This window comes from Bradyrhizobium sp. Ec3.3, assembly GCF_000472925.1.
Lineage (GTDB): Bacteria > Pseudomonadota > Alphaproteobacteria > Rhizobiales > Xanthobacteraceae > Bradyrhizobium.
The window spans coordinates 57,359-83,472 of record NZ_AXAS01000013.1; the positions used below are offsets into that span (position 1 = coordinate 57,359).

Annotated in this window: 31 protein-coding genes; 12 read left to right on the plus strand and 19 right to left on the minus strand. The window is 64.0% G+C overall.

The annotated features are described in order from the left end of the window. Positions 1-3 precede the first annotated feature (3 nt). Together YUU_RS50910 and YUU_RS0114830 are read left to right on the plus strand one after the other, a co-directional pair. Positions 4-891: an XdhC family protein gene (locus YUU_RS50910; RefSeq protein WP_051389747.1), complete on the plus strand. Its 888-nt coding sequence runs from the start codon at positions 4-6 to the stop codon at positions 889-891. Then, positions 851-1,312, plus strand: a complete 462-nt coding sequence (locus tag YUU_RS0114830; protein ID WP_027523090.1) for a carbon monoxide dehydrogenase subunit G — start codon at positions 851-853, stop codon at positions 1,310-1,312. Before YUU_RS50910 ends, YUU_RS0114830 begins: the two co-directional genes overlap by 41 nt. A 1-nt stretch (position 1,313) precedes the next feature. Here YUU_RS0114830 and YUU_RS0114835 read toward each other — a convergent pair whose 3' ends face one another. Both YUU_RS0114835 and YUU_RS0114840 read right to left on the minus strand, forming a co-directional pair. Further along, positions 1,314-1,886 carry a DUF1700 domain-containing protein gene (locus YUU_RS0114835; protein ID WP_027523091.1) on the minus strand — a complete coding sequence of 191 codons (573 nt, stop codon included), beginning with the start codon at positions 1,884-1,886 and terminating at the stop codon, positions 1,314-1,316. After that, positions 1,883-2,212 (minus strand): PadR family transcriptional regulator, encoded by a 330-nt coding sequence (locus YUU_RS0114840; RefSeq protein ID WP_027523092.1) that lies wholly within the window; start codon positions 2,210-2,212, stop codon positions 1,883-1,885. Before YUU_RS0114840 ends, YUU_RS0114835 begins: the two co-directional genes overlap by 4 nt. A 113-nt stretch (positions 2,213-2,325) precedes the next feature. Between YUU_RS0114840 and YUU_RS0114845 the strand changes: the two genes are divergently transcribed. Together YUU_RS0114845 and YUU_RS55085 are read left to right on the plus strand one after the other, a co-directional pair. Next, positions 2,326-3,420, plus strand: coding sequence for a serine hydrolase (locus YUU_RS0114845; RefSeq protein WP_051389748.1), 1,095 nt, complete (start codon positions 2,326-2,328; stop codon positions 3,418-3,420). A gap of 59 nt (positions 3,421-3,479) precedes the next feature. Further along, on the plus strand, positions 3,480-4,454 hold the full coding sequence (locus tag YUU_RS55085; protein WP_027523094.1) for a dienelactone hydrolase family protein: 975 nt from the start codon (positions 3,480-3,482) through the stop codon (positions 4,452-4,454). 55 nt (positions 4,455-4,509) lie between these two features. Here the strand turns inward: YUU_RS55085 and YUU_RS0114855 are convergent, their stop codons facing one another. The 8 genes from YUU_RS0114855 to YUU_RS0114890 form a co-directional block, all read right to left on the minus strand. Then, entirely contained in the window at positions 4,510-5,544 is a 1,035-nt protein-coding gene (locus tag YUU_RS0114855; protein WP_027523095.1) for an ATP-grasp domain-containing protein, read from the minus strand. Continuing rightward, entirely contained in the window at positions 5,541-6,569 is a 1,029-nt protein-coding gene (locus YUU_RS0114860; protein ID WP_027523096.1) for a putative zinc-binding metallopeptidase, read from the minus strand. Before YUU_RS0114860 ends, YUU_RS0114855 begins: the two co-directional genes overlap by 4 nt. A 215-nt stretch (positions 6,570-6,784) precedes the next feature. Further along, the gene (locus tag YUU_RS0114865) at positions 6,785-7,738 is read right to left on the minus strand and encodes a ribose-phosphate pyrophosphokinase (RefSeq protein WP_027523097.1); all 954 of its coding nucleotides are present in this window, start codon (positions 7,736-7,738) and stop codon (positions 6,785-6,787) included. A 191-nt stretch (positions 7,739-7,929) separates the two neighbouring features. Further along, a complete protein-coding gene (locus YUU_RS0114870) occupies positions 7,930-8,544 on the minus strand; it encodes a hypothetical protein (RefSeq protein WP_027523098.1) in 615 nt (204 codons plus the stop codon). A gap of 184 nt (positions 8,545-8,728) precedes the next feature. After that, complete coding sequence (pgeF, locus tag YUU_RS0114875) at positions 8,729-9,496, minus strand: peptidoglycan editing factor PgeF (protein ID WP_027523099.1); 768 nt, start codon at positions 9,494-9,496, stop codon at positions 8,729-8,731. Then, positions 9,493-10,614: a class I SAM-dependent methyltransferase gene (locus YUU_RS0114880; RefSeq protein ID WP_027523100.1), complete on the minus strand. Its 1,122-nt coding sequence runs from the start codon at positions 10,612-10,614 to the stop codon at positions 9,493-9,495. Before YUU_RS0114880 ends, pgeF begins: the two co-directional genes overlap by 4 nt. 21 nt (positions 10,615-10,635) lie before the next feature. Continuing rightward, positions 10,636-11,478, minus strand: coding sequence for a prolipoprotein diacylglyceryl transferase (lgt, locus tag YUU_RS0114885; RefSeq protein ID WP_027523101.1), 843 nt, complete (start codon positions 11,476-11,478; stop codon positions 10,636-10,638). Between the two features lie 12 nt (positions 11,479-11,490). Beyond that, positions 11,491-12,222, minus strand: coding sequence for a dienelactone hydrolase family protein (locus tag YUU_RS0114890; RefSeq protein WP_027523102.1), 732 nt, complete (start codon positions 12,220-12,222; stop codon positions 11,491-11,493). Between the two features lie 173 nt (positions 12,223-12,395). On the opposite strand from YUU_RS0114890, the gene YUU_RS0114895 reads away from it, so the two are divergent. The 4 genes from YUU_RS0114895 (at position 12,396) to ychF (ending at position 15,486) form a co-directional block, all read left to right on the plus strand. Further along, positions 12,396-12,662, plus strand: coding sequence for an accessory factor UbiK family protein (locus YUU_RS0114895; protein ID WP_027523103.1), 267 nt, complete (start codon positions 12,396-12,398; stop codon positions 12,660-12,662). Positions 12,663-12,875: 213 nt separating this feature from the next. Continuing rightward, positions 12,876-13,601, plus strand: coding sequence for a 50S ribosomal protein L25/general stress protein Ctc (locus tag YUU_RS0114900; RefSeq protein WP_027523104.1), 726 nt, complete (start codon positions 12,876-12,878; stop codon positions 13,599-13,601). A gap of 60 nt (positions 13,602-13,661) precedes the next feature. Further along, positions 13,662-14,267 carry an aminoacyl-tRNA hydrolase gene (gene pth, locus YUU_RS0114905; protein ID WP_027523105.1) on the plus strand — a complete coding sequence of 202 codons (606 nt, stop codon included), beginning with the start codon at positions 13,662-13,664 and terminating at the stop codon, positions 14,265-14,267. 121 nt (positions 14,268-14,388) lie between these two features. Further along, entirely contained in the window at positions 14,389-15,486 is a 1,098-nt protein-coding gene (gene ychF / locus YUU_RS0114910) for a redox-regulated ATPase YchF (protein WP_027523106.1), read from the plus strand. A 114-nt stretch (positions 15,487-15,600) separates the two neighbouring features. Here the strand turns inward: ychF and YUU_RS0114915 are convergent, their stop codons facing one another. After that, entirely contained in the window at positions 15,601-15,894 is a 294-nt protein-coding gene (locus YUU_RS0114915) for a DUF4282 domain-containing protein (RefSeq protein WP_027523107.1), read from the minus strand. A 155-nt stretch (positions 15,895-16,049) separates the two neighbouring features. On the opposite strand from YUU_RS0114915, the gene YUU_RS0114920 reads away from it, so the two are divergent. The 3 genes from YUU_RS0114920 (at position 16,050) to YUU_RS60215 (ending at position 17,325) form a co-directional block, all read left to right on the plus strand. Further along, positions 16,050-16,502: a MaoC family dehydratase gene (locus YUU_RS0114920; RefSeq protein ID WP_027523108.1), complete on the plus strand. Its 453-nt coding sequence runs from the start codon at positions 16,050-16,052 to the stop codon at positions 16,500-16,502. Next, the gene (locus YUU_RS0114925) at positions 16,502-16,984 is read left to right on the plus strand and encodes a MaoC family dehydratase (protein WP_027523109.1); all 483 of its coding nucleotides are present in this window, start codon (positions 16,502-16,504) and stop codon (positions 16,982-16,984) included. The genes YUU_RS0114920 and YUU_RS0114925 overlap by 1 nt, the downstream gene beginning before the upstream one ends. Before the next feature lie 194 nt (positions 16,985-17,178). Next, a complete protein-coding gene (locus YUU_RS60215; RefSeq protein WP_027523110.1) occupies positions 17,179-17,325 on the plus strand; it encodes a hypothetical protein in 147 nt (48 codons plus the stop codon). 42 nt (positions 17,326-17,367) lie between these two features. Here YUU_RS60215 and YUU_RS60220 read toward each other — a convergent pair whose 3' ends face one another. The 6 genes from YUU_RS60220 to YUU_RS0114960 form a co-directional block, all read right to left on the minus strand. Next, positions 17,368-17,505, minus strand: a complete 138-nt coding sequence (locus tag YUU_RS60220; protein WP_198031757.1) for a hypothetical protein — start codon at positions 17,503-17,505, stop codon at positions 17,368-17,370. Positions 17,506-17,825: 320 nt separating this feature from the next. Further along, complete coding sequence (locus YUU_RS0114940) at positions 17,826-18,242, minus strand: hypothetical protein (RefSeq protein ID WP_027523111.1); 417 nt, start codon at positions 18,240-18,242, stop codon at positions 17,826-17,828. 279 nt (positions 18,243-18,521) lie between these two features. Then, the gene (locus YUU_RS0114945; protein WP_027523112.1) at positions 18,522-19,430 is read right to left on the minus strand and encodes a hypothetical protein; all 909 of its coding nucleotides are present in this window, start codon (positions 19,428-19,430) and stop codon (positions 18,522-18,524) included. Positions 19,431-19,700: 270 nt separating this feature from the next. Next, the gene (locus tag YUU_RS0114950; protein WP_027523113.1) at positions 19,701-20,141 is read right to left on the minus strand and encodes a nuclear transport factor 2 family protein; all 441 of its coding nucleotides are present in this window, start codon (positions 20,139-20,141) and stop codon (positions 19,701-19,703) included. A gap of 181 nt (positions 20,142-20,322) precedes the next feature. Continuing rightward, entirely contained in the window at positions 20,323-20,589 is a 267-nt protein-coding gene (locus tag YUU_RS0114955; protein WP_027523114.1) for a hypothetical protein, read from the minus strand. Positions 20,590-20,837: 248 nt separating this feature from the next. Continuing rightward, on the minus strand, positions 20,838-21,287 hold the full coding sequence (locus YUU_RS0114960; RefSeq protein ID WP_027523115.1) for a nuclear transport factor 2 family protein: 450 nt from the start codon (positions 21,285-21,287) through the stop codon (positions 20,838-20,840). A 300-nt stretch (positions 21,288-21,587) separates the two neighbouring features. Here YUU_RS0114960 and YUU_RS0114965 point away from each other — a divergent pair, with 300 nt between their 5' ends. Further along, positions 21,588-21,974, plus strand: coding sequence for a hypothetical protein (locus tag YUU_RS0114965; protein WP_027523116.1), 387 nt, complete (start codon positions 21,588-21,590; stop codon positions 21,972-21,974). A 184-nt stretch (positions 21,975-22,158) separates the two neighbouring features. On the opposite strand, the gene YUU_RS0114970 is transcribed toward YUU_RS0114965, so the two are convergent. Together YUU_RS0114970 and uvrB are read right to left on the minus strand one after the other, a co-directional pair. Then, complete coding sequence (locus YUU_RS0114970) at positions 22,159-22,860, minus strand: hypothetical protein (protein ID WP_156944303.1); 702 nt, start codon at positions 22,858-22,860, stop codon at positions 22,159-22,161. Positions 22,861-23,144: 284 nt separating this feature from the next. After that, positions 23,145-26,042: an excinuclease ABC subunit UvrB gene (gene uvrB, locus YUU_RS0114975; protein ID WP_027523118.1), complete on the minus strand. Its 2,898-nt coding sequence runs from the start codon at positions 26,040-26,042 to the stop codon at positions 23,145-23,147. Positions 26,043-26,114 lie beyond the last annotated feature (72 nt).

Here is a 26,114-nt window from a genome sequence, read left to right on the forward strand (position 1 = left end):
CCAATGACAGCGAATGTCGAAGTGCTGGATCTGGTGGCGCAGCTGAAGGCCGCCGAGCGTGCCTTCGTGCTCGCCACCGTTGTGCGCACCGTGTCGGTCACAGCGGCCAAAGCTGGCGCAAAGGCGATCATCGCGGCCGACGGGCGCATCGTCGCGGGCTGGATTGGCGGCGGCTGCGCCCGGGGTGCGGTGCTGAAGGCGGCGCGCGAGGCGCTCGCCGATGGCGTGCCGCGCATGGTGTCGGTGCAGCCGGAGAATCTGCTCGCCGAGCTCGGCGTCAGCCCGGGTGAGAGCCGCGACGGCATCCGCTTTGCCAGCAACATGTGCCCGAGCAAGGGAACCATGGACATTTTCGTCGAGCCGGTGCTGCCGCATCCTTCGGTCGTCATTCTCGGCGCGAGCCCGGTTGCGCTGTCGCTCGCAGCCCAAGCCCGCACGCTAGGCTTTCACGTCACGCTGGCGGCGCCATCGGCCGATCTCGCCTCGCAGCCCGACGCCGACACGCTCATCGACGGCTACCGGTTGGGCGAATTGACTGAGGCAAAACGCTTCGTCGTGGTCTCGACGCAAGGCAAGGGTGACGAGGCCGCGCTGCGTGCCGCGGTCGCAACCGAAGCCGCCTATCACGCCTTCGTCGGCAGCCGCCGCAAGATGGCGGCGCTGCGCGCCAAGCTGATCGCGGAGGGCGTGGATGCCGTTGCGATCGATCGCGTCAAGGCGCCGGCCGGGCTCGATCTCGGCGCCATCACGCCGGAGGAGATCGCGATGTCGATCCTCGCCGAGATCACGCAAGCGCGCCGCCGCGGCCAGCGCGCCGCCACCTCGCTCACGGACAAGGAGAAGACCGACCATGCAGATGACCGACAGCCAGCGCATTCCCGCATCCCGTGACAAGGTCTGGGCAGCGCTCAACGATCCCGATGTGCTCAAGCAGTGCATCCCGGGCTGTCAGTCGCTCGAGGTCACCGGCCCGAACGAAATGACCGCGACCGTCGTCTTCAGGGTCGGCCCGGTGAAGGCAACCTTCGGCGGCAAGGTGACGCTCTCCGATCTTCAGCCACCGAACAGCTATCGCATTTCGGGTGAAGGCTCGGGCGGCGTCGCCGGCTTCGCCAAAGGCGGCGCAATGGTGCGGCTGGAGTCGGACGGTGCCGACAGCACCGTGCTGCACTATGATGTCGACGCGCAGATCGGCGGCAAGCTGGCCCAGCTCGGGGCGCGGTTGATCAACTCCACGGCAACGAAGCTCGCCGGAGAGTTCTTTGCGTCATTTGCCGAGGTTGTCAGCGCCAGGGCGGTGGCGGACACCTGACTCACGCGATCGGCTGCTCCGGCTTGAGCAGCCGGTAATGCAGCCGCGCGTAGCCGCCGAGCCACCTGACGGCAGCATTGAGTCCAAGCAGCAGCAATGCACCGAAACCTACGCCTGTCGTCACCAGCGTGATGCCCGCCAAAGCGCGCAAAATGAGCGCGACGATCCGTCCGTCACCTACATGCTTGTAGAGGCTGAGCAGCAATCCGATTCCGACGATCCCGAGGACGAGCATCACGAAGGCTATCACGAGCAGGATCAGCACGACCACCAGCAGCAACGGCAGCAGCAGGATGATATCGACCACGGCGAGGCCGCCGAGTGCCAGCAGCGCGGCCGTGGAGTTTTGCAGGGAATGATGATTTTCCCACCGGCGAAGCCCGGTCTCGGCGCGCAGCTCGCGCGCCAGTCGCCGCGGGTCGCCGAGCGCTTCCGCGACCTGCTCCTCGGGCCGGCCGGAGGCGCGGGCTTCATCGAAGTGGGCGGCGTAGTCGGCGAGGATGTCGTCGACATCGTCTCTGGGAAGTCCGGCGAGCCCGTCACCGAGGATGTGGAGGAAGTCGGCACGCTTCATCTGGTGTCTCCGAGCAACTCGTTGACGGCGTCCGCGAATGTGCGCCACTCGCGCTTCTGCGCGGTGAAGGCCGCGCGGCCCGCCGGCGTGAGCCGGTAGTATTTTCGCGGCGGCCCGCTGCTGGATTCGGCGAGGCGGGTGTCGACGAGTCCGTCATCCTGCATGCGTCGCATCAGTGGATAGATCGTGCCTTCGCCCATGCCGACGCTGGCCGCCAGTGTCGAGGCGATCTCATAGGCATAGCTCTCGCGGCGCGCGAGCAGAGCGAGCACGCAGAGTTCGAGCGCGCCCTTCTTGAGCTGAATTTGATTCGCGGAATCTGCCATTCCTCCACTTGACTACACTGCCTTGAAGTGAACTTATATAGCAAGGTACTGTGTATTACAAGGTACCTGTTAATATGCACCTCCAGGTGCGCGCTTTTATGGGAGACGCAGCCATGAGCCTTCTTGATCGTCGCCGCCTTCTCGCTGTCCTTGGCGCCGGCCTCGCTGCGCCGCGTACATTGCTTGCAGCCGCACCATCCGAAGCGATCGCGCAGCGGCTTGCGGACGCCGAACGCAACGGCAAGGTGTTCGGTCTACATGCGCTGCTCGTGAGCCAGGGCGGCAAGTTCGTGTTCGAGCATTACGGGCAGGGCGTGGACGTGGCCTGGGACCGGCTGCTCGATAATGTCGTGTTCGGGCCGGACGTAGCGCACGATCTGCGCTCGGTCTCCAAGAGCGTGGTCGGGCTCGCCTATGGTGTTGCGCTTGCGGCAGGCAAGGTCCCGCCGCCGGATGCCAAGCTCTACGGCCAGTTTCCGGAGTACGCCGATCTCGCCAGGCAGCCGGGCCGCGACAAGATCACGATCCATCACGTGCTCTCGATGACGCTCGGCTTCGACTGGGACGAGCTGACGATCCCCTATGGCGATCCGCGCAACAGCGAGATGGCAATGGAAGCCGCCGCCGACCGCTATCGCTTCATCCTCGAGCGTCCGATCGTTGGTGAGCGCGGCGTGAAGTGGACCTATTGTGGCGGCGCCACCGCGCTGCTCGGCCGCCTCATCGCCAAGGGCACTGGGGAAGCGTTGCCGGCCTATTGCCGCCGCGTGTTGTTCGATCCCATGGGCTTTGGTCCGTCCGACTGGAGCGTCGGCCGCGACGGCGAGCCGCGCGCCGCGTCGGGCCTGCGGCTCCTCCCGCGCGACCTCTTGAAGATCGGCCGGCTCATGCTCGCTGGCGGCACCTGGAACGGAACACCCATCGTTCCCGCCGACTGGGTCAAACGCGTCACGACGCCTGTGGTCCCGACCAGCAACATCCGCAGCTACGGCTATCACTGGTACATGGGCGATTATGCCCCCGGCACAACTCCACAGCCATTGCACTGGTTCGGCGGTGTCGGCTGGGGCGGCCAGTATCTCTTCGTCATTCCCGCGCGTGATCTCGTCATCGTGATCCATTGCGGGAATTACCGGCGGACCGGCGCCGAGCAGACCGCGGTCATGCGCACGCTCATGACCGAGATCGTGTTGCCGAACTTCGTGTAATTGCGAACGCGCAGAGTCAGACAGAAGGGGCTCTCATGCACCGGTTTTTATGCGTCCTCATGGCGATGGTCGTATTTGGAACAGCGGCTGCACATTGTCAGGCACCACAGGCCGGAACGACCACGATCACGTTTCAATCGTCTACCTACAGCGACTTTCGTCAGCTTCTGACGCGAGAGGCTCCGACCGGAACGGTTACTATCCGTGCGAATCTGGGCTTTCCGGATGAAGCCAGGGATCACTATCCCGCAATCATCGTCGTTCATACGATCAGCGGCTATCGCGATGCCAATGAAGGCTATGTCGTTGCTGAACTACGCAAGTCAGGTTTCGCCACCTTGACCTACGACAGCTTTGCCGCGCGCGGGACAACGGGGGCGGTTCTGTCGGGGACGCCGGCCTATCTGCCCGCCGGTGTGGCGGACGCTTACGCGGCGCTGCGGCGGCTGGCGAGCGAGCCCAGGATTGACGCCGATCGAATTGCCATTATGGGTTTCTCATATGGCGGTGAGATGGCTCATCTGACGGCCTTTGAGCGGCTTCGTTCGGCGCTGGATCCCGGACAAGGTCGCTTCGCCGCGCATGTTGCTTTCTATCCCGCCGGAAATTTCGGCGTAATCGCCGAAAGCGGTGCCTATACCGGGTCGCCGGTGCTGATGCTGCTTGGCGAGAAAGACGACAATCTTCCGGTGGCAAAGATCGAAAGCTATCTGGCCTACGCCCGGGCTGCCGGGAATCCGGCGCCGATTGAAACCGTCATCTACCGGGGAGCCTACCACGCATGGACCGTTCCCAGCCTGGTGACGTTGCACTTCTATCCTGACTACGTCAGCACAAAAAAATGTCCGCTCATCCTGCTCGGATCAAACGGACCTGCGTTCCTCATCGATGGTCAAGCAAAGGCGTTCGACCCGGGCTTCTTCGCGGCTTGCATGGGCGAGGCGCCCGGCTATTCGATGGTTTTCGATGCCGCTGTTCGGGAGCGATCGATCAGCGATGCAGTGCAGTTTCTTCGGCGAAAGCTCCAACCCTAGCGCGTGGGACGGTTGGCTGGGCAACGCGAACGATTCCGGACTCGCCCCGCAAGGATCAACCCAGGGATACGCCTGCCTTGGCACGACTTATCCCGAGAGTCAGGATGCGCTCCAGGAGATCCGGATATTTGAGCCCGTCGTGCTGAGCTGCCGTGGCGAACTCTTGGCTCTTCGCGATTTCGGGATTTGGGTTTGCTTCGATGAAATACGGCGTGCCGTCGGCGGAGAGACGAAAATCGATGCGCGCGTATCCGTCGAGTCCAAGCGCCCGATAGACGCGTTTCGCAGTTCGCTGAATGCGTGCGGTGACCTCGGGCGCCAGGTCTTTCGCTGGCCCGTCGACGATTCCGACGCGCTCCTGATAATCTGGATCGTGCTTGGCCTTCTCGGTGGCGATGTGCCGTGACCTGTGACCGCCCATGCTGCCGAATTTCAATTCCCAAACCGGTAAAACGCGCAGGCGGTTGTTGCCGAGCACGCCGACATAGAGCTCCCGTCCCTCGATAAACTGCTCGGCGATGGCGGCGGTCTCGCTCCGATCGTGGATGAAGGCGACCCGCTCGGCGAGCTTCTCGTCGGTATCGACGATCGATGCCTGAGAGATCCCGAAGGATCCATCCAGGTTGAGGCTCTTGACGATCAGCGGCAGCGCGAGGCGCGGTGGCCGTTTGACCTTGCGGCGCATCGGGAAAACGGCGAAGGCCGGCACCGCGATCCGGCGATGGTGCACCAGCGTCTTGGAAAGGTCCTTACCGCGCGCCAGGATCAGGCCGCGCGGGTTGCATCCGGTATAGGCGACCTTCATCAGCTCGAGATAGCTCGCGATGTGCTGGTCATATGCGACGTTGTAGTGGAACTCCTCCAGCAAGGTGAAAACCACGTGCGGCTTGAAGTCCTCGATCGCGTCGCGCACCGGCTTGATTTCCTCCTGCGCGCCGAGTGGACGAACGTCATGACCGGCCGCGCGCAGGGTGCTCACGACGTCGTATTCTGTTTTCCATTCATTGATCTGCTGCGCGGTGTATCCGTCGGTCGAGTCCGGAGGCACGAAATCCGGATGCATGAGCACGAGAATACGGAGGCGTCTCATAGCGCGATCCATTTGCGTCGTGATGGGCCGAACAGCGCGTGCATGGTCTTGGCGGTGACGAGCACGGTGAAGTCGAGAACGAGCTTCTGTTCAGGGCCAACGGCACGCAGATCTAGCTCGCGGCAGCGGGAGATCATGTCGTCAAGCACGGCGTCGAGCGTAAGCTGGTTCTCGCCGGTCCATCGCGCTACCAATTGCCTGATTTTTGCGCGGTGCCGCCTGATCAGGACCGAAGCCGGCTTTGACCGTTGATGCCGTGAGGCGGCGGAAAAGAGCCTTCGGAGGTCGCGGTCGTAGGTCTTCGGCGGCGTGAAGGCGTAGAACGCCTGCTTCTTCTTGTAGTGGTCCTCGAGCGTCTGGCTGAGCTGACTCAATGGATCGACGCGCTCCCGCGTCGTGATCGCCGGTCGCTGTCCCGCGATCTCGCCCATCAGCTCGTCGACATATTCGAGCTTCTTCAACGCCGGCCAACCGGCATATCGCGTCCGCCAGTTCGAACGCGGCCGCAGCCACACCGCAAAAGTTTCGGCGAAATCCTCGTCCGGATGGCTCTGCGCGTACCAGAGCCTAAGATGCTGGACGTAACGCCGGCTGGCGGGATTGGGTCGGTAGTAGCGCGGGTAGTGTTTCGATGAGGGACCGAACAGCTGCTGCCAACGCCGGCGCCGCTGCAGCTGGTAGCCGTGCTGCACGGCATGGCCGGCCTCGTGTCGGAGGATGGCCATGCATTCGCGCCAGGTTCCGCCCTCGACGTCGAACATCATTTTCTTCTCGAGCTTCATCAGCCGCGGATGTGCGAGATAGAACGGGACGGCGATGCCTGGCACATCTGCCGGGCTAAACCATTCGCTTGATATCCATGTGTGTGGCCGCAGCCGGATGCCCCGCTCTTCGAGTTCCTCGTGAAGCGTGCTGACACAATCCTCGAGCCAGGTGCCTTCGACCGTCACCCTCAAACTGCTCAGGCGTAGTTCGAGCAACTGCTCATCCGACAGCTTTTCCCAAGCAAATTTCCGGCGTGGCATCAGGCATCCAGAAGGCAGCGATGACTCGGTATCTGGATGATGTCACGGGCCGCTGCCCGCAACAACCCGCAGAGCTGCGAGGCGTGCTGCAGCGCGTCAGAGCGCGCCGATCATAGGGTGGGCAAAGCGAAGCGTGCCCACCGTTTGCGCCGCAAAGAAAAAGGTGGGCACGGCGCGTCGCGCCTTTACCCACCCTAGGGCACCGGGAATTTAAATCAGTCGAACAGGCTCGACACCGATTCTTCCGACGCCGTGCGCGCGATCGCATCCGAGATCAGGCTGGCGATCGGCAGCGCGCGGATGTTCGGCGCCTTGATCACCGCATCGGTCGGCAGGATCGAGTCGGTGATGACGAGCTCTTTCAGCCTCGAATTGGTGATACGGGCGGCGGCGCCGCCTGACAGGACGCCGTGAGTGATATAGGCATAGACGTCCTTGGCGCCCTTGGCGATCAGCGCATCGGCGGCGTTCACGAGCGTGCCGCCGGAATCGACGATGTCGTCGACCAGGATGCAGGTGTAGCCGGCAACGTCGCCGATCACGTTCATGACCTCGGACTCGCCGGGACGCTCGCGCCGCTTGTCGACGATCGCTAGCGGGGTGTTGATGCGCTTCGCAAGCCCACGCGCGCGCGCCACGCCGCCGACGTCGGGGGAGATCACCATCACCTTGGAGAGGTCGAACTTCTCCTTGATGTCGCGCACCATCAGCGGCGCAGCGTAGAGATTGTCAGTCGGAATGTCGAAGAAGCCCTGGATCTGGCCGGCATGCAGGTCGAGCGTCATGACGCGGTCGACGCCGGCCTGCGTGATCAGGTTGGCGACGAGCTTTGCAGAGATCGGAGTGCGCGATCCCGATTTACGATCCTGCCGCGCGTAGCCGAAATAGGGCAGCACCGCGGTGATGCGGCGCGCCGACGACCGGCGCAGCGCGTCGGTGATGATCAGGAGTTCCATCAGATGGTCGTTCGCGGGGAACGAGGTCGATTGGATGATGAAGGCGTCCGAGCCGCGGACGTTCTCCTGGATCTCGACGAAGATCTCCATGTCGGCGAAGCGCCGCACGACCGCTTTCGTCAGCGGCAGGTCCAGACCTTGCGCGATCGCTTGCGCGAGCGCCGGATTGGAATTGCCGGCAACCAGCTTGATTGAGCCGTTTTTGGCCGACATGGTCGCTTCCTCCCGCGCCTTGCTGGACACGACGTTCAACATCTCGGATACCCATGGAGCACGGTTTCGACGGGCGAGCAAATATCAGGCCCAAGGCCGCACTGGCAACCCGGGATGCTACGTTTTCCCTGCGAAAATCCTGAGTCGGGCCAACAGTTTGGCTGGGTATTGGGGCTGTGGTTTAGCGCTGGTTATCGCTCGGCATAGCCGAGTGCCGCAGCCGGCATGTCGGGCGCGGGCGAGCCGGGCATCACGCTTGCCACTGCCGGTCCCCGCAAGCCGGGAACGGAGCTCGGCGCATCCGGCGTTGCGTTGATCATGTTGGAAAGTCCGCTGAATCCGGCCTGCGCGATCTTCCGGAGGACCATGTCGTCGGCGGCCGACCAGGGGTCGCGGCCGCCCTTTCCGCCAGGTTCCTCACCGGACAGGCGCAGCGCCCGCTGCTGGTTGGCGTCATAGACGTCCCAGACCCAGGCGATCATGGTCTTGCCGCGGACGACCTGAGCCGAGAGATAGCTGCGCACACGGTAGGCAGCGGTGCCCTCGCGCGAGACCACCGTCAGGCTGCGCAGCTTCGATTCGCTGTCGAGCACGCCGACCATGCGGTCGAACACCTGCGGCGGCGGCCCATCGATCGATTCGAAGGCCACCGTCGTCCCGCTGCCGCCGCTCGGCGGCGCCATCGCATAGGAGTTGCTCGCCGCCCCGCCGCCGGCGCAGCCGCCAAGTGCGCACGATGCCGCCAGCAGCATGGCCACCAGCACGCGCGTGCCCGCGCGGCGCAAGAATGATGACGCTTCCCTCATTATGGAGGGCAGCGATATCGTTAAAATGCGTTAAGGTCTAGGGCAGGGGAGCCACAGTCCCAAATGCAGTCATTCCGGGGCTCGCGTAGCGAGAGCCCGGAATCTGGAGGTTGTGGCGCGAGATTCGTGGTTCGGCTCTTCGAGCCGCCCCGGAATGACGGAAATCAAAGTCTTGCTGTTGTGTTCACGCTTCGAGCGCGATCGCGTGGATGTGGCGGCCGTAGTCCGGCTCCTTGCGGTGCACGGAGCGGCGGTAGCTGAAGAAGCGCTCGTCGGCATAAGTGTCGAGGCCGAGGTCGTCGATCATCAGGATGCCGGCGGCCTCCAGTCGCATGCGGATGAAGCCGGCGAGATCGAACATCGCATGGCCCTCGCGCACGGATGGAATGAAGAACACCGCGTTATTCGCGTCCGCCTCGATGAAGCGCGCGACGAACTCGTTGCCGACCTCGTAGCTTTCCTGGCGGATCAGAGGGCCGATCGCGGCGATGATGCGGCCGCGCTCGGCGCCTAACTTTTCCATCGCCGAGATCGTGGACTCCAGCACACCCGTCAGCGCGCCCTTCCAGCCGGCATGTGCCCCGCCGATCACCCGCGCGTTCGGGTCGACGAACAGCACCGGCCCGCAATCCGCTGTGGAGACGCCGAGCGCAAGGCCGGGCGTGCGGGTGACGAGCGCATCGCCCTTCGGCCGCGGACCGCTTGGCCAGGCGCCGTCGGCGACGAGCACGTCGGGCGAGTGGATCTGGTGCAGGCTGATGAAACGCTCAGGCCGAACGCCAACATGCTCGGCCATGCGGCGGCGGTTTTCCGCGACGAGTGCCGGATCGTCATTGGAGCCGAGCCCGCCGTTGAGCGCGGCATAGATCCCGCTGGAGACGCCGCCCTCGCGGGTGAAGAAGGCGTGGCGCAGGCCGGGTACGGCCGAGAGCAGCGAGGAGCCGAGAGTCATGACGCGTCGTCGCCTTCTTCAACATGGTCGCTCAGGGCCGCGAGCGAGGTGAGCCGCGGCTCGGAGATGGCGAGCACCTTGAACATCGAGCCCATGCCGCCGCGGCCCGTATCGGTCAGTCGCTTCAGCGCTGTGGCGATGTCGGTGGCGACTTCTGGCGTCGCCTTCTGCATCAGTGCTGCCGCGCGAGTGTCGACGCCGAGGCGCTTCAAGAACTCGCCCTGCGTCACCGGTCCATGGACGCGGGCGCCAACGTCCTCGGCGGCACGCGACAGCGCCTGGAAGTCGACATGGGCGGTGACGTCGGCCTGGCCCGGCGCCTTCAGGGGATCGGCAAAGGTGTGGCGCGCGATCGCCTGGAAGGTATCGCCGGCATCGCTGCGCAAGTGGCCGTAATCGATGATCAGCGCCGCGCCGTCCTGGTCGCGCACGCGGCTTGCGAGCTTCATGATCTCGGCATCCGGCCGCCATTCGAACACCGCACCAACCGGCGCCGCCCGCACCAAAGGCGGCAGCAGCACGTCGAAACGCGGGGTCGGATCAGCGGCGGCGCCGAACTGGAGCTTGCCGTTCGCATCAATGTCGACGACGCGCTCGTGCCAGCCGTTTTCGCGCTTCACCATCTGGTGGATCGGCAGCACGTCGAAATACTCGTTGGTGAGAATGATCGAGGGGCCTTCGGGCACGTCGTCGATCGTGTCGTGCCAGCTGATGTTGCGCACACCCGACAGTGTCGCCTTCTGCCGCTCGCGCAGCACCGGATTGATTTCGACCATGTGGACCTGGAGTGCCTGGTAGAGCGGCGGCAGCACCCGCAGCGCGCGTAGCGCGTCCGCCATCATCGTGCCGCGGCCGGGGCCGAGCTCGATCAGCCGCAACAGCTGCGGCGAGCCCATCTGCTTCCACACCGATGCCGTCCACAGCCCCAGGAGCTCGCCGAACATCTGGCTGACTTCCGGCGCGGTGGTGAAGTCGCCTTCACGCCCGAGCGGATCGCGCGAGATGTAGTAGCCGTGACGCGGATGCATCAGGCACAGCTCCATGTACCTCCACACCGGCATGGGGCCGGAGGATTTGATCAGGGCCTTGATCTCGTTCAGCAGCGGCGAGTCGGTCACAGCCTGTCTTCTCGAAATGAATTAACGAATGGCCTCGAGCGGTTCGGGCGCACCGCGCCGCACTGCAAATACAATAAGTATGGCGCCGACGATAAGCATGGGGATCGACAACAGCATGCCCATGGTTAACCCGCCCCACAAAAATCCGAGTTGCGCGTCCGGCTCGCGAAAATGCTCGCCGATGATCCGGGTCAGGCCGTAGATCAGGATGAAGCTGCCGAGGATCATTCCCGGCCGCTTCAAGGCGCCGAAGCGGATCATCACGGCGAGCACGGTGAACAGCAGAATGCCTTCCATGCCGGCTTCATAGAGCTGGCTCGGATGGCGCGGGACGTTGCCGCCGGTCGGAAAGATCATTGCCCAGGGCAGGCTCGGATCGGCGGCGCGGCCCCACAGCTCGCCATTGATGAAATTGGCGAGCCGCCCCAGGAACAGGCCGATCGGCCCCACGGCGGTCGTGATGTCGCCGAGCGACAGGATCGAAATGCCGTTCCGGCGCGCAAACCACATCACCGCAACGACGCAGCCCAGGAAGCCGCCGTGGAAGGACATGCCGCCTTCCCACAATTTGAGAATCTCCGAGGGGTGCTCGATGAAGAAAGGCAGGTTGTAGAACAGCACGTAGCCGGTGCGGCCGCCTAGGATGATCCCGAGCGTAACCCAGAGGATGAAATCGTCGAGCTGGACCAGCGAGATCGGCGCGGGCCCGCTCCACAGCCTGTCGGTCTTGACCAGCGCGCGGGCGTAGATCCAGCCGATCACGATCCCGCCGATATAGGCGAGCGCATACCAGCGGATGGCGAACGGCCCGATTGCAATCGCGATCGGGTCGAAGGAGGGGAAGTTGATCAGAAGAAGCGGCATCGCGCCAAGGTTCTAGACAAGATTGCGGCGATAGAGCGCCAACAGGCGTTCCCAGTGCCGCTCGGCGGCGTCGCGGTGATAGACCGGGCGCTTGGGGAAGGCGAAGCCGTGATGGGTGCCGGGATAGATCTCGACCTCGGCCTTGGCGCCTTCCATGGCTGCCTTTACTTTGTCGATGATCTCCTGCGGCGCGTAGATGTCGGTCTCGGCGCAGGCGAAATAGAGCTCGGCTTTGGTCTTGCTCGCCGCGAGATGCGGGCTATTGGATTCCTCCGTCGCCAGATGCGTGCCGTAGATCGAGGCCGCAGCCTTCACACGATCGGCAAAATGCGTGGCGGCGTTGATGGCGTAACGGCCGCTCATGCAATAGCCGACGGTGCCGACCAGCCTGGTGTTGGCGGCCGCCTGGCCCTCGGCATAGGCGAGCAGGGCGCGCGTATCGTCCATGATCAGGGGAATGTTGATCGAGTTCATCAGCTCGTACATGCGCTTGCGCTCCGGCGCATTCGGGTCCGGTGGCACCGGTCCGATCTCCATCACGCCGGAGCGGTAATAGAGGTTCGGCAGCATCACGTAGTAGCCGGACGTACCGAGCCGGCGCGCCATGTCGCGCAGCTCCTCGCGGATCGCCGGCGCATCCATGTAGAAGATGATGACGGGAAACGGGCCGCCGCGCTCGGGATGGGTGATGAAGGTGGTGGTCGAGCCGTCCTTGGTCGGGATCTCGATCTGCTGGTCGATCATGGTCTCGTGCTTCGCTTTCTGATTCTTGTTATGCCCGGCCGATCAATACGATTGCAAGGAAACCAGGGCATGACAAGGACGGCTCAGGCGCGTATGGGCCCTTGATCGGCCCGGTCCGGATTGCCATTGTCTTCCCAAGCTCAAGGTTCGCGCAAAGGCATCCGGAGATCGCCATGACACAGACCACCAACCGGTTTTTCGACGAGATCGGACGCCTCATGAATGACGCCGCCGGTGCCGCCCAGGGCGTCAAGCGCGAGTTCGATACGGTGATGCGCACCCAGGCCGAGAAATTCCTGCGCGACATGGACCTCGTGAAGCGCGAGGAGTTCGAGGCGGTCAAGGATATGGCCCGCCTCGCCCGCGAGGAGAACGAGGCGCTGAAGGCCCGGATCGCGGCTCTGGAAACCAGGCTAGGCGGAACGCCGCCGTCCTCCTAGCAGGCGTCATTCCGGGTTCGCCCGCTGGCGCGATCGCCCGGAATGACGGCAAAACCGGTTCTGGCCGGATGCCCATTCTCCTTGTCATTTCCGCGGCTTCCGGCTAAAAGCCCGCCACGTCCGCGGCCCCCGCACCCCTGGAGGCTTGCTGCGGCGAAAACCATGGGCCGCGTTGCGGCCCATTAACTTTTGCAAAAACAAGGACTTAACGTTATGGCGACCGTCAAGGAATTGAAGGCGACCGCACGTCCGAAGAGCGGCAAGGGGGCCGCCCGGGCTGAGCGTCGCGCCGGGAGAGTGCCCGGAGTGATCTATGGCAACAACCAGCCCCCGCTCCCGATCTCGGTTGACGATCGCGAACTGCGCCAGCGCATCCTGGCCGGCCGGTTCCTCACCACCCTTGTCGACATCGACCTCGAGGGCAAGAAGCACCGCGTGATTCCGCGCGACTTCCACCTCGACCCGGTCAAGGATTTCCCGATCCATGTCGACTTCATGCGTCTCGGCGAAGGCGCCACCATCCGCATCAGCGTGCCACTGCATGTCGTGAAGGCGGAAGGCTCGCCCGGCGTGAAGCGCGGCGGCACGGTGAACATCGTCGCTCATGCGATCGAGCTCGAATGCGGTGTCGAGAACATCCCGCAGTTCATCGAGGCCGACGTCGGCTCGCTCGAGATCGGTCACTCCTTGCATCTGTCCGACGTCAAGCTGCCGACCGGCGTGAAGGCGCTGACGCGTGAGGACGCAACCCTCGTGACCATCGTGCCGCCCTCCGGCTACGCCGAAGAGCAGAAGGCGGCGGCTGCGGCTGCAGCCGGTGCTGCGGCTCCGGGTGCTGCGGCTGCGGCGGCTCCGGCGGCTGGCGCGGCAGCTCCCGCAGCGGGTGCTGCTCCGGCAGCGGCTGCCAAGGCTCCGGCCGGCGGCGACAAGAAGAAGTAATCTCTCACGGCGCTGGCGCGCGGTTTCTGACCGCGCGCCAGGCGAGGGGCGCGCCGCGTCATGCGACTCTTTGTTGGGCTCGGCAATCCCGGCGCGAGATACGCACGCAACCGGCACAATATCGGCTTCATGGCCGTCGACGAGATCGCGCGGCGTCATGCCTTTGCACCATGGCGCCGCAGATTTCAGGGCGAGACCTCCGAGGGCACGTTGGGGACCGAGCGCGTCATTCTGCTCAAGCCCACGACCTACATGAACGAGTCGGGCCGCAGCGTTCAGGAAACCTCCAGCTTCTTCAAGATCGCGCCCGGCGACGTCACAGTGTTCCAGGACGAGCTCGAGCTGCCGCCGGGCAAGGTGCGGGTGAAGATCGGCGGCGGCATCGCCGGCCATAATGGTCTGCGCTCGATCTCCGCGCATATCGGCAACGAGTATCGCCGGGTGCGGCTCGGCATCGGTCATCCCGGCGTCAAGGCGATGGTCCACAGCTATGTGCTGGCGGACTTCGCCAAGGCCGACGACGAATGGGTGACGACGCTCTGCGACGCCGTTGCCGAGCACGCTGCTCTGCTCGCCAAAGGCGCGGACGCGACCTTCGCCAACAAGGTGCATCTCGCCATGCAGGCGAAGGGATTTTTGACCAAGGACGACAACGGCAAAGAGTAGGGTGGGTTAGCCCCGCGGCTGCGCGAAGCGCAGTCCGCTCGGCGCAACCCACCATGTCACGGCAAAATGTTGGTGGGTTACGCTTCGCTAATCCACCCTACGCACTGCGTTAGAGGACACGATGGGATTCAAATGCGGGATTGTCGGGTTGCCCAATGTCGGCAAGTCGACCTTGTTCAATGCGCTGACGGAGACTGCTGCGGCGCAAGCGGCGAACTATCCGTTCTGCACCATCGAGCCGAATGTCGGTGAGGTCGCGGTGCCGGATCCGCGGCTGGAGAAGCTCGCCGCGATTGCCAAGTCAGGGCAGATCATCCCGACGCGATTGACCTTCGTCGATATCGCAGGGCTCGTGCGCGGCGCTTCCAAAGGCGAAGGCCTCGGCAACCAGTTTTTGGCCAACATCCGCGAGGTCGATGCGATCGCGCATGTCGTGCGCTGCTTTGAAGATTCCGACATTACCCATGTCGAGGGCAAGATCGCCCCGCTCGCCGACATCGAGACCATCGAGACCGAGTTGATGCTCGCCGACCTCGACAGCCTCGAGAAGCGCGTCGACAACCTCACCAAGAAGGCCAAGGGCAACGACAAGGACGCCAAGGAGCAGCTCGACCTCGTCAACCGCACGCTCGTGCTGCTGCGCGACGGCAAGCCCGCGCGCCTCGTCGAGCGCAAGGCTGAGGAAGAGCGCGCCTTCTCGATGCTCGGCCTCTTGTCGTCGAAGCCCGTGCTCTATGTCTGCAACGTCGAGGAAGGCTCGGCCGCCACCGGCAACGCTTTCTCCAAGGCAGTCGAGGAGCAGGCCGCGAAGGAGGACGCTGTCGCCGTCGTCATCTCCGCCAAAATCGAGTCCGAGATCGCGACGCTGTCAAGAGAAGAGCGCGTCGATTTCCTGGAGACGCTGGGGCTGGAAGAAGCCGGCCTCGATCGCCTGATCCGCGCCGGCTACCGGCTGCTCGATCTCATCACCTATTTCACGGTGGGACCGAAGGAGGCGCGCGCCTGGACCATCCATCGCGGCACCAAGGCGCCCGCGGCGGCCGGCGTCATCCACACCGATTTCGAGAAGGGTTTCATCCGCGCCGAGACCATCGCCTATGACGATTATGTCGCGCTGGGCGGCGAAGCCGGCGCCCGCGATGCCGGCAAGCTGCGCCTCGAGGGCAAGGACTACACCGTCGCCGACGGCGACGTGATGCATTTCAGGTTTAATACGTAAATTCTGTGGGACTCGTAGGGCGGGTTAGCGAAGCGTAACCCACCACTTCTCCCGCGGTGATGAAAGCGGTGGGTTACGCCTTCGGCTAACCCACCCTACGCATCTGCGCTTGCCTCAGCGCATCCCGCCCTGGTCGCGGATGGCGCCGAGATGCTCGTTGATGCGGAACACGATCAGGATGAACTCCGCGACAATGCGCGAGAACACGATGCCGACGATGACGCTCGCAATCGACGAGAGCACCACGAGAAAGCCGCCGAACGGGCTGATCGCCATCGCTGCGAGCCCAGAAAAGATGCCGGAGATGCCGAACAGGCAGATCAGCGCCATCACCAGCCAGTAGAAGGTCTTGATGATGGTCGGCGTGATGAAGCGGTCCCACTGAAACAGGTCGCTGAATGTGAACATCTCTCTCCCCCGGCAAATCGGGCCTGACCCGCGTCCATCCGACTCAGGGCAGGCAAGCCCTGCCGCATCGAATGTAGCACGAGCCATGCGGGCGGGCGGGTTGAGATTGCCGCAAAGTGCGGCCACAATCTGTCATCCCCGCTGATCTCACCAAGATGACCCTGACCTTCGAAGACTTTCCCACCGGCCGTTTCGGCACGTTCGGCCCGCGCCATGTCAGCCGCGACGAGATTTTGGCCTTTGCCGCTGAGTTCGATCCGCAGCCGATGCACCTCGACGAGGAAGCTGCCAGCAAGAGCATGCTCAAGGGCCTGTCCGGCTCGGGCTGGCATCTCTGCTCGCTGATGATGCGAATGATGGCCGACGGCTTCATCACCCGCGCAGCCTCGCTCGGCTCGCCCGGCGTCGACGAGGTGCGCTGGCTCTCTCCTTTAAGGCCCGGCGATGAACTGACTCTCGACGTCGACGTGTTGGAGGCGCGCGCCTCGAAGAGCCGGCCCGAACTCGGCATCGTCAAGTTCAAATGCACCGCCCGCAATTCGCGCGGCGAAGCGCTGTGCGAGATGACCTCCCCGATCCTGATCAAGCGGCGCGAAGGGCTCAAGTGATGCGGTTCTTCGAAGACATACCGATCGGCCTGCGCCGCGAGATCGGCTCCTACACGTTCACCGCAGAAGCCATCAAGACCTTCGCCGCGAAATTCGATCCGCAGCGTTTTCACCTCGACGAGGAAGAGGGCAAGAACTCGCTGTTCGGCGGGCTCGCCGCGTCCGGCTGGCATGTCGGCTCCGCCTGCATGAGCCTGCTCGTCGCTGATGGCCAGCGCCTTGCGAGGGAAGCTGCCGCACGTGGCGAGAAGATTGCGGTGTGGGGGCCGTCACCAGGGTTTCGCGACCTGCGCTGGATCAAGCCGGTGCTCGCAGGTGATGTGGTGAGCTTCGTCAGCGAAGTCACCGACAAGCGCGTCTCCGCCTCGCGCCCCGGCTGGGGCATCCTGCAAGGCATCACGACCGGTACCAACCAGCGCGGCGAACAGGTGTACGCGATCACCACGACCGCCTTTGTGCCGATGCGCGGGCAGGGCGGTTAGACCAGTTCCAATCTGAACGGCCAAAATGCGCGGCAAGTGTTGCCCGCGCGCTATGGACGGAATTGGCGCTCGCTGCCATAAGCCTCGCCATGCGGTTCGTCGCGAAGCATTTCGCGGAACCATTGATTTGCTAACCAATTGTGAACCTGTCGCTGTCTATTTGAACCAACGGGATAGGACAGGGAACGAGGACCATGGCAGACCGCGGCGCACTCAAGCTGGTCGGATTCATCTTCGCCACCGCGACGCTCGCGGTGATGCTGATTGCCGGCATGGTGGTGCGGGGCTATGCCGATGGCGGCTATACGCTCGAAGCCTCGACCGTCGCGGCGGATCGCTAACGGTTCATTAACCCATCATTCGCCGGCGCGAGGCGAGCCGTTTCATCGGCTGTAGACCAGCGCCAGAATCACAATCGCGACCACCAGCAGCCCGACAAAGCGGATCATGATCGTGCCGAACTGCGTCGGCGCAGGGCGCAGCGGGATGGGGTCCGTGGTCTCGGGCCGAATGCTTTCCATCTGAAACTGTCCCCTGCCAAGGCCCGAAAAAAAGGGGCCCGTGAATGCGGCGCTAGGCTTTGGTCGCGGCGGGACTGTGGAAAGTTCAAATCAAGATTTCGCGGGTGGGAGCTGCAAAGCTTGCCACATTCTCGGTCGTCATGCCCCGCGAAGGAGGGGCATCCAGTACGCCGAGGCCCATCCATATTCGTCGCCGCCTCTGGAATATTGGATCACCCGCCTTCGCGGGTGATGACGCCTGCAATGGGGACGCGCATCTCCCAAAATAAAACCGCCGCGCTCCCTTGGGAACGCGGCGGTCAAAGCGTTGTGGACTGCGATCAGCTGTTGCGCAGGCCGTCGGCGGCGCGCTTCCACTGCGCGACGTTGTCGGAGATCATGCGGGTCGACTTCATCGCGGCCTGGCTGAGCTGGGCGTAGCCGGATATCTCGCGCTGGACGCGCTGGCCTTCGGCATGCAGGAGATCGCGCAGGCTCTCGAGCTCGGAGATCAGGTTCTCGATTTCGGCGAGCGAAGTGCCGGCGACGCGCTGGATCAGCGAGTTGACGTTGGTGACGGTCGCTTCCGCCGACGCATCGAGCGCCGGCTCGCTGCCCGCGGCCGGACGGCGCAGATAGGCGATGTCGTTGCGCACGAAGTCGCGGATGCCGGCCTCGACTTCCGTGACCGCGGCGAGGTTGCTGTCGGCGACCTCGGTCTCAGTTGATTCAATCTTTTCCGAACGAATGGCGTTCATCGTTGTTCCCCTGTTCGCGTTGAGCGCAGCGCGAGTGTCCCCCGCACGACGACGTCTGTAAGGCGAAGGGCATCAGGGCGTCCGATTTTGACCGCATATGGGCGTAGATGCGGCAAGGATCGACCATTCGGCGGCTTTGCCGTGGCGGTGTTGTCGACCTCTCCCCGTTCTTACGGGGAGAGGGTTGGGGTGAGGGGCTGCTTCCGCAGATTCGGCGACAGTCGGACGCGCTCCGCGCGCATTCCGGCCTCTCCCCGCAGGCGGGGAGAGGCGAAGACCTCACCAGCTCTTCTTGAACCCGGCCGTCAGGCTCTTGTTCGTGGTGCCCTGCGCGGTCTCGCCGACGGAGCCGGAGACGGTGACGTTGTCGAACAGCTTCTGCTCGGCGCCGACCTTGCGCAGCCATTTGTCATCGGTGGTCGACATGGTCTGGCCGGCAACGAGGCTCGTTCCGGTCTCGCCGAAGGTGACCTTGGCGGACTGGTCGGTCTCGTAGTTGCGCGTGGTGCGGCCGGCAATGCCCGGGATCGGCGTCGTGCCTTGCTGGTTGACGCTGTACCCGTTCTGCAGCGTCAGGGAATGCTCGTCCGACAGCGGCACCGATTTGCTGAGCGAGGCGCCGAGCTTGCTGCTTTCGGCGCCGGGATCGACACGGGCTTCCACCGCGGTCTTGTCCCAGATCGAGCCCGCACCCGGCGCGGTCACCGTCGCCCAGGCGCTGCCGGAGGATTGCGGCACGCTGCCGCCATTGGCGGCCTTCTCCGCCAAAAGCTCGGACATCGTGGTGGGCTCGCGCGTCACCGTCATGTCGGCGCCGACCTGGGTGTCCCAGAACGGGGTGACCGATTGCTTCACCGTTACCGCCGATGTGCCGTTGGCGCGCCGGTCGTTCGACCAGTTCGGCCCGCCATTGGCGGTCGCCTGCGCGCGCTTCTTCGCCGCCATCAACTCGTTGAGCGTGGCGGCGTCGATATTGAGCTGGCTCCAGTCGAGCTTGTCGACGTCGATGCCCTTGAGCACGTCGGGATCGTTGACGTCGGCCGCTTCCTCGGCCTCCTCGGGCGCGGCTGCGGCCTGGTCGGGCTGCATCGGTACGATCTGCGCCGGTGCCACCGTCATGGACGCCAACACGAACACGGCCGCCAGCAGCGGCAGCCTGGTCCAGCTCAACCCTGTCGAGAATTCCATCGTCCTGCCCGCAAGCCCGGCGCATGATCGGGAAAACTGTGCGGGTTTTCCGGCTCGATCATGCGTTTCATTCCGCGTCCACGATGCGGAGATATCGTCGCAAAATTGTGGCGGCAAGGGGCGGGCGAAACGTCACATCACAGCGAAGACCAACGGGCCGCGCGCGCTAAGCGCGCGCCCGGCGACATGGGAAGCGACCCGGCGGGGCTGGCGGCCAGGTGCTCACGCGCACGTCATCGGGCCCGGGAATGACGGGACCCGTTGGTGCCCTCACCCCACCCGGCTCATCTTCGGCAGATGAATGGGACGGCCGAGCGCCTGCTCGACGAGATCAAAGGTGTCGATCAGCACGCGCATGTTGAGCAGCCTGCCGGCCTTGAACTGCGCGAACTGCGCCACCCGCAGCGAGATCGGCTTGTCCGAATCGAGCGCCGTGAGCGAATAGCGCAGCATGGACGAGGCGGAATCCACGCCCAGCATGATGGTCTCGCGGTCGAAGCGGCGGACGCGGAAATTGTCCGCGATCTGGCGGATGACGTCGAGCACGGCGTCCTTGCCCTGGCGGGCGCCGAGAAACGGAAACATGTCGATCGGGCCGTAGACCGCCCAGTCGACGTCCTCGTCGATCAGGGTCTCGAGATCCTCAAACTGCCGGTCGTTGATCGCGCCATGCAACGCGCGCGAGAAACGCCAGAGACTATGCTCTGTCATTTGGGTCGTTCCTGAAACTGGCTAGCAAAAAACGAAAACAACCCCATGCACAGTAGGCGTCGCGGGGTTGCTGAATTCGTTCGTACGCAAACAAATAAGCCTGGCACGCGAAAACGCAATTCACGTTTTCGCCATGCACAATTGAGTGCGCTTTGTGAAATTTACAATAGAACCCCGTAATTTACCGGTCGGTCCGGGGCACGGGTTCCCGCTGGACGGCGATCGCGTCGTCGCGCATCGCCAGCAGGCCGAACAGCACGCCGCCGGCGATCCCGCCGATCCCGGCCCCCAGGGGCATGAAGGTGAAGAACACCAGCATGCCGCTATAGCCCTCGAAATTCGTGGTCTTGAAGATTTCGACCCAGGCGAGCCCGGCTCCGATGCCCAGCGCAGCCCCGCCAAGCGACCCCAGAAACAGCCCCAAAAAGGCAAGCAACGCGATCTTCATAGGCCCGGACTCAAGTTGGCCGGCGTCCACAACGCCCCGAGGTGGGTCGGGGGAGGGAAGAGCGAGGTTCAATTCTAACTCTCGCTTGCGGGAGGGTTGGGTGTTTTCATGAGCATGGGCCTCGGTGATCGAGCGACACTTCATCCACAGCGTCATTGCGAGCGAAGCGAAGCAATCCAGACTGTCTCCGCGGAGGGAGTCTGGATTGCGCAAGAGCTCCTCGCAATGACAAGGTGATAGAAGCCTCGCTACCCTCCCACCGGCTCCCCCACGATCAGCGGGCCGATCTCGCGCTCGAGCACCTGCTGCACCAGGTCGTAGGAATCGATGATCTCGCGGATCTCCGATACGAGCCCGTCGCGCAGCGAATAGAACACGGCCATGTCGACCTGCACGATGCGCTCGTTGGTCCGCTTCCTGAAGAAGGTGCGCAAGTACGTCGCGACCTGATCGCCCTCGGCGACGACGCGCTCCGGCTCGTGGCGGATCTCGGAATAGCGCGACCACACCGTCTGCCAGAGTTTTCGCAGCTCGGCCTTGCCGTGCCGCGGCACCATGTGCGGCAGCACGTCGATCGGTGCGTGAGTGAGGAAGTCGACGTCGTCGGTGCAGCATGCCAGCGCGGCATCGAGATCGCCGCGCGCAAAAGTCTCGAGGAGATGCAGCACGCGCTGCCTGTTCAAGCTCTCAACCGTCATGCTCCGCCGCCCCTCATTTGCCCGCGCATAGCAAACGCTATCGCGGCCTGCCCGATCCCAGCAATCCGCAAAAACACCGAGGATTGCAGAGGTTTTGACGCGGCGGTGCAATACCAGGTTCATGGTGTGCAATTGTACATTGTGTGACTATTTTCCTGCGCGGGTTCGTGTGCGATAGGGCCATGGGGCAATGGCGCAGCAGGCTTGTCGATGGCGCGCGACGCCGGGCACGTGAGCCAGCTCACATCAGGCGACGCCGGCTGGGGTTAGTGTCATACGCGTGTCATCAGGGAAACACGTATGGCTGTGACCGCCGCTGCCCGGAAATCCCGCCTGCAAAACCTGCTCGAAGGTTTTGCGTTGACCGCGATTCTGCAAAGCTTTCCGACCTTTGCGGCCGCCGCGCTGATGCTCAAGCTCGTCGGCAACAAGGACCTCGTCGGCGACGCCGGCGTCGCCGTCTTCGTCGTCGGCGCATCGCTGGTCCGCGCGCTGCTCGCGGTGTCGCTGGGGCCGAAGCTGCCGACCCTGTTCCGGATGATCTACGAGCCGAAATTCTTCGACGGCCATTTGTCGCTGTCGGACAAGATCACGGAGTGGCGCACGCAGCCCGCGGCCTCGCTGCAACTGCTGACGATCATGTTGATGCTGTCGGTGCTGGCCGTGGTGGTAGCGAGCGTCGGGTAGGGTACGATGCGATTGGATGCGGCCGCAAACAGCGTTGCAGGCGCGCTCCCTCTCCCACTTGCGGGAGAGGGCGGGGGAGAGGGTTTTTCCGCAATCAGGATTCTCTGAGTGGAGAGAGCCCCGCGCCGCTTTGCGCCGCGACCTCCCCCGCAAGCGGGAGAGGTAAGGCGAGTCCGTGGCTCAATCAGACCACGACGGTGGTTGGCGTCCGCAGCCATGCTTCGTGGGTGATCGCCACCATCGACGGCACGTCGATGATGCCGATGCTGCCCCAGGTGAACATGGCATAGCCGGGCTTGGTGCCGTCCACGCCCGATGGCACGGAGGCGTCGAGCTGATGCGCCAGCCAACTGATGGTGCCGTAGCCGCACAGGCTCACGCAATGATCCTCGTTGTTGTCCTGTGTGTAGCCGGTGGCGAACCAGCCGGTCTTGAAATTGTGCGCGCGGCAGGTGGTCTCGAGCTGGTCGGCGGCGACGCCGATCTTGACCGGCCCGTGATACAGCGCACTCTTCAGCACCGCCGGGTTGGTCCAGTCGACCGTGCTCGCGTGGCCGTCATCATAGGAGTGATCGCTCTGGCTGAAGCCTTCCTTCTGCATGGCCTTCAGCACGTTGATGAGCACCGCGCCCTCGTAGACGCCGTGGGCCTTGGCCCATTTCTCCACCTCGGCATCGCTGATGAAGATCTCCGGCTTGTGGCAGGCCTTGGCGAAGGCTTCTTCGGCGGTCACGCAGTCGCCATGGACGTCGTTGTGCCAGATCGAAAGTTTCTTGGGGAAGAACAGGTGATGGGTCGGGACGTGAGCCAGCGCCACATGCGGCATCGCCGCTGCCAGTTCGTGTCGCGGGCTCGGAATCGCACCACGTTTCACCGCCATTGCCATGTCTATCACTCCTCTAAAATGTCCACCCCGGCAATTCGTAATTGAAACGTGGAAATCGTCAGGTGAAGTAGGTCACACCGGCAAGCCGACTGGTCACACTCTGGCTTCACAAGCGTGTGTGCAAGCAGCGCATGCAAAGTGGAGACGATGTGTCGTTATCGGCTTGGCGCGGCAATGCGTGCGGGGAGGCGGCAATCTCTCGTCTTCATTCCGGGGCGCCGCAAAGCGGCGAGCCCGGAATCCATCGCGTCTCTTGCTTCTTGGGTAGAATGCGAGCGCCCAACCTACCTCTTCTTCCACCCACCCCTTCGCCCCGGCGCTCCTCCCGTCGACTTCGGCGCTGGCCCGAACTCCGGGCCCGACTGCCGCGAGTCGGTGGGCTGGATGATCCGGCTCGTGCTGCCGAACGGCTTTGACGGCAGCGCGCGGCTCTCGCGATAAGGCAGCGACTCCGGGCCGTGCATCTCGTCGAGATGCGGCTTGTGGACCTTTGAGCCGCTGCTGCCGCTGGCCTTGAGCGCGGAGCCCACCGTCCTCTTCTTCATGGCGCCGACCGGGAGGTTGGCGGCGTCGCCATATTTCCTGGTGCCGGCATAGGCGCCGGCCTTGCCCTGCACTGTGCGCTGCTTCGCGGTGGGATCGTCGACCACCGCAAGCTCGGTGGCGCGCAGGCGCTTGACCTCGTCGCGCAGGCGCGCGGCCTCCTCGAAGTTCAGGTCGGCGGCGGCCTCGCGCATGCGGGTTTCGAGGTCAGCGAGCACGGCTTCAAAGTTGTGGCCGATTGAGATGACGTCGTCGGTCATGTCGTGGCCGCCGACCTCGACCAGCACGTGGTCGCGCTCATAGACGGAGTTGAGGATGTCGCCGATCTGTTTCTTCACGCTCTCCGGCGTGATGCCGTTGGCGTTGTTGTACTCGACCTGCTTTTCGCGGCGGCGGTTGGTCTCGGCGATGGCGCGCTCCATCGAGCCGGTCATCTGGTCGGCATAGAGGATCACCTTGCCGTCGACGTTGCGCGCGGCGCGGCCGATGGTCTGGATCAGCGAGGTCTCGCTGCGCAGAAAACCTTCCTTGTCGGCGTCGAGGATCGCAACCAGCGCGCATTCGGGAATGTCGAGGCCCTCGCGCAAGAGGTTGATGCCGACCAGCGCGTCGAAGGCGCCGAGTCGCAAATCGCGGATGATCTCGATGCGCTCGATGGTATCGATATCCGAGTGCATGTAGCGCACGCGAATGCCCTGCTCGTGCAAATATTCGGTGAGGTCCTCCGCCATGCGTTTTGTGAGCACCGTGATCAGTGAGCGATAGCCGGCCTGCGCGGTGGCGCGGACCTCGCCGACGAGGTCGTCGACCTGCGTGCGCGCCGGGCGGATGTCGACGGGCGGATCGATCAAGCCGGTGGGACGGATCACCTGCTCGACGAATACGCCGCCGCTCTCGTTCAGCTCCCAGCCCGAGGGCGTCGCCGAGACTGCGACCGTTTGCGGCCGCATCATGTCCCACTCCTCGAACCGCAAGGGGCGGTTGTCCATGCAGGAGGGCAGACGGAAGCCGTATTCGGCGAGCGTTGCCTTGCGGCGGAAGTCGCCGCGGAACATGGCGCCGATCTGCGGGATGGTGACGTGGCTCTCGTCGGCGAAGATCAGCGCGTTGTCGGGCACGTATTCGAACAGCGTCGGCGGCGGCTCGCCGGGACGGCGGCCGGTCAGGTAGCGCGAATAGTTCTCGATGCCGGCGCAGCTTCCCGTCGCCTCCATCATCTCGAGATCGAAGGTGGTGCGCTGCTCCAGCCGCTGCGCTTCTAACAGGCGCCCCTGGTCGTGGAGCTGGTCGAGCCGCTGCTTCAGCTCGAACTTGATCGACTTGATTGCCTGCACCAGCGTCGGGCGCGGCGTCACATAATGCGAGTTGGCGTACATCTTGATGAATTCGAGCTCGTCCTGCTTGTGGCCGGTGAGCGGGTCGAACTCTTCGATGTTCTCGATGGTGTCGCCGAACAGATTCACGCGCCAGGCGCGGTCCTCATAGTGCGCCGGGAAGATGTCGATCACATCACCTCGAACACGAAAAGTGCCGCGGGTGAAGTCGGCCTGCGTGCGCTTGTATTGCAGCGCGACGAGGTCGGCGATGAGCTGGCGCTGGTCGATGCGCTCGCCCTTCTTCAGCGCGAAGGTCATCGCGGTATAGGTCTCGACCGAACCGATACCGTAGATGCAGGACACCGAGGCGACGATGATGACGTCGTCGCGTTCGAGCAGCGCGCGCGTCGCCGAATGGCGCATGCGATCGATCTGCTCGTTGATCGACGAATCCTTCTCGATATAGGTGTCGGTGCGCGGGACGTAGGCTTCGGGCTGGTAATAGTCGTAATACGAGACGAAATATTCGACCGCGTTGTCGGGGAAGAAATTCTTGAACTCGCCATAGAGCTGGGCGGCGAGCGTCTTGTTCGGCGCCAGTATCAGGGCAGGGCGCTGCGTCGCCTCGATCACCTTTGCCATCGTGTAGGTCTTGCCCGAGCCGGTGACGCCGAGCAGCACCTGCGAGCGATCGTTGCGCTCGACGCCTTCGACGAGCTCGGCGATCGCGGTCGGCTGATCGCCCTTGGGCTGGTATTCCGACTTGATCTCGAAGCGCACGCCGCCTTCGGACTTTTCCGGGCGCGGCGGCCGGTGCGGCGTCCACACCTTCGTGGAGCCGTCGTCCTTGCGGAACTCCGGTCGTCCCTCGCGGATCAGCGTCTCCAGCGCGTCCGCGGTGGCCTTGACGCCAAGCGCCTCCATCTTGCTGCGCGGGGGACGCGCCAGGGCTTCCGCGTCATCCTCCTCCGTGGGCAGTCCGAGCTGACGGGCCAGTTCCGGATCGAGGAACGGCACGGTCGCGGCGGTGCCATAATTAGCCTGCGGCGCTTCCTCCAACCCCGCGGGGCGATCGGCCGGAAAATCCTTCGGCGTCGACGCTCGTGCGCGATGTGCGGCGGCCTCGCCGCCGGCGCGGCGGTCGCGCGAATTGTCCGGCGGCGGCTGCAGCCCCGTGGACGAGCCGATGCCGCTCTCGCCGCGATTGATCGCGGGATTGAGCAGTTCGGCCAGTGCCGGCGCGATCGGCTGCACGTCGGGCCGATGTGCTTTGGATTTCGGGGTTTTGACGGATTTTTCGGGGGGAGCAGGTTTCTTCGCCATCCTCCGAATATGGGACGAGTCCGCCGCACAGGAAAGGGCGAATGCCCCTGCTCGGGTCAGCCTGCTGACAGC

Coding starts and splice junctions, on each gene's coding strand:
- YUU_RS0114860 (WP_027523096.1), bottom strand. CDS start 6,569: ATGCCACGCCGGAAATTTGCTTGGGAAAAGCTGTCGGATGAGCAGTTG.
- YUU_RS0114845 (WP_051389748.1), top strand. CDS start 2,326: ATGAGCCTTCTTGATCGTCGCCGCCTTCTCGCTGTCCTTGGCGCCGGC.
- YUU_RS50910 (WP_051389747.1), top strand. CDS start 4: ATGACAGCGAATGTCGAAGTGCTGGATCTGGTGGCGCAGCTGAAGGCC.
- pgeF (WP_027523099.1), bottom strand. CDS start 9,496: ATGACTCTCGGCTCCTCGCTGCTCTCGGCCGTACCCGGCCTGCGCCAC.
- lgt (WP_027523101.1), bottom strand. CDS start 11,478: ATGCCGCTTCTTCTGATCAACTTCCCCTCCTTCGACCCGATCGCGATT.
- YUU_RS0114830 (WP_027523090.1), top strand. CDS start 851: ATGCAGATGACCGACAGCCAGCGCATTCCCGCATCCCGTGACAAGGTC.
- YUU_RS0114870 (WP_027523098.1), bottom strand. CDS start 8,544: ATGAGGGAAGCGTCATCATTCTTGCGCCGCGCGGGCACGCGCGTGCTG.
- YUU_RS55085 (WP_027523094.1), top strand. CDS start 3,480: ATGGCGATGGTCGTATTTGGAACAGCGGCTGCACATTGTCAGGCACCA.
- YUU_RS0114960 (WP_027523115.1), bottom strand. CDS start 21,287: ATGACGGTTGAGAGCTTGAACAGGCAGCGCGTGCTGCATCTCCTCGAG.
- YUU_RS0114920 (WP_027523108.1), top strand. CDS start 16,050: ATGACCCTGACCTTCGAAGACTTTCCCACCGGCCGTTTCGGCACGTTC.
- YUU_RS60220 (WP_198031757.1), bottom strand. CDS start 17,505: ATGGAAAGCATTCGGCCCGAGACCACGGACCCCATCCCGCTGCGCCCT.
- YUU_RS0114900 (WP_027523104.1), top strand. CDS start 12,876: ATGGCGACCGTCAAGGAATTGAAGGCGACCGCACGTCCGAAGAGCGGC.
- YUU_RS0114890 (WP_027523102.1), bottom strand. CDS start 12,222: ATGATCGACCAGCAGATCGAGATCCCGACCAAGGACGGCTCGACCACC.
- uvrB (WP_027523118.1), bottom strand. CDS start 26,042: ATGGCGAAGAAACCTGCTCCCCCCGAAAAATCCGTCAAAACCCCGAAA.
- YUU_RS0114925 (WP_027523109.1), top strand. CDS start 16,502: ATGCGGTTCTTCGAAGACATACCGATCGGCCTGCGCCGCGAGATCGGC.
- ychF (WP_027523106.1), top strand. CDS start 14,389: ATGGGATTCAAATGCGGGATTGTCGGGTTGCCCAATGTCGGCAAGTCG.
- YUU_RS0114970 (WP_156944303.1), bottom strand. CDS start 22,860: ATGGCAATGGCGGTGAAACGTGGTGCGATTCCGAGCCCGCGACACGAA.
- YUU_RS0114865 (WP_027523097.1), bottom strand. CDS start 7,738: ATGTCGGCCAAAAACGGCTCAATCAAGCTGGTTGCCGGCAATTCCAAT.
- YUU_RS0114895 (WP_027523103.1), top strand. CDS start 12,396: ATGACACAGACCACCAACCGGTTTTTCGACGAGATCGGACGCCTCATG.
- YUU_RS0114840 (WP_027523092.1), bottom strand. CDS start 2,212: ATGGCAGATTCCGCGAATCAAATTCAGCTCAAGAAGGGCGCGCTCGAA.
- YUU_RS0114950 (WP_027523113.1), bottom strand. CDS start 20,141: ATGACAGAGCATAGTCTCTGGCGTTTCTCGCGCGCGTTGCATGGCGCG.
- pth (WP_027523105.1), top strand. CDS start 13,662: ATGCGACTCTTTGTTGGGCTCGGCAATCCCGGCGCGAGATACGCACGC.
- YUU_RS0114915 (WP_027523107.1), bottom strand. CDS start 15,894: ATGTTCACATTCAGCGACCTGTTTCAGTGGGACCGCTTCATCACGCCG.
- YUU_RS0114945 (WP_027523112.1), bottom strand. CDS start 19,430: ATGGAATTCTCGACAGGGTTGAGCTGGACCAGGCTGCCGCTGCTGGCG.
- YUU_RS0114965 (WP_027523116.1), top strand. CDS start 21,588: ATGGCTGTGACCGCCGCTGCCCGGAAATCCCGCCTGCAAAACCTGCTC.
- YUU_RS60215 (WP_027523110.1), top strand. CDS start 17,179: ATGGCAGACCGCGGCGCACTCAAGCTGGTCGGATTCATCTTCGCCACC.
- YUU_RS0114835 (WP_027523091.1), bottom strand. CDS start 1,886: ATGAAGCGTGCCGACTTCCTCCACATCCTCGGTGACGGGCTCGCCGGA.
- YUU_RS0114955 (WP_027523114.1), bottom strand. CDS start 20,589: ATGAAGATCGCGTTGCTTGCCTTTTTGGGGCTGTTTCTGGGGTCGCTT.
- YUU_RS0114855 (WP_027523095.1), bottom strand. CDS start 5,544: ATGAGACGCCTCCGTATTCTCGTGCTCATGCATCCGGATTTCGTGCCT.
- YUU_RS0114940 (WP_027523111.1), bottom strand. CDS start 18,242: ATGAACGCCATTCGTTCGGAAAAGATTGAATCAACTGAGACCGAGGTC.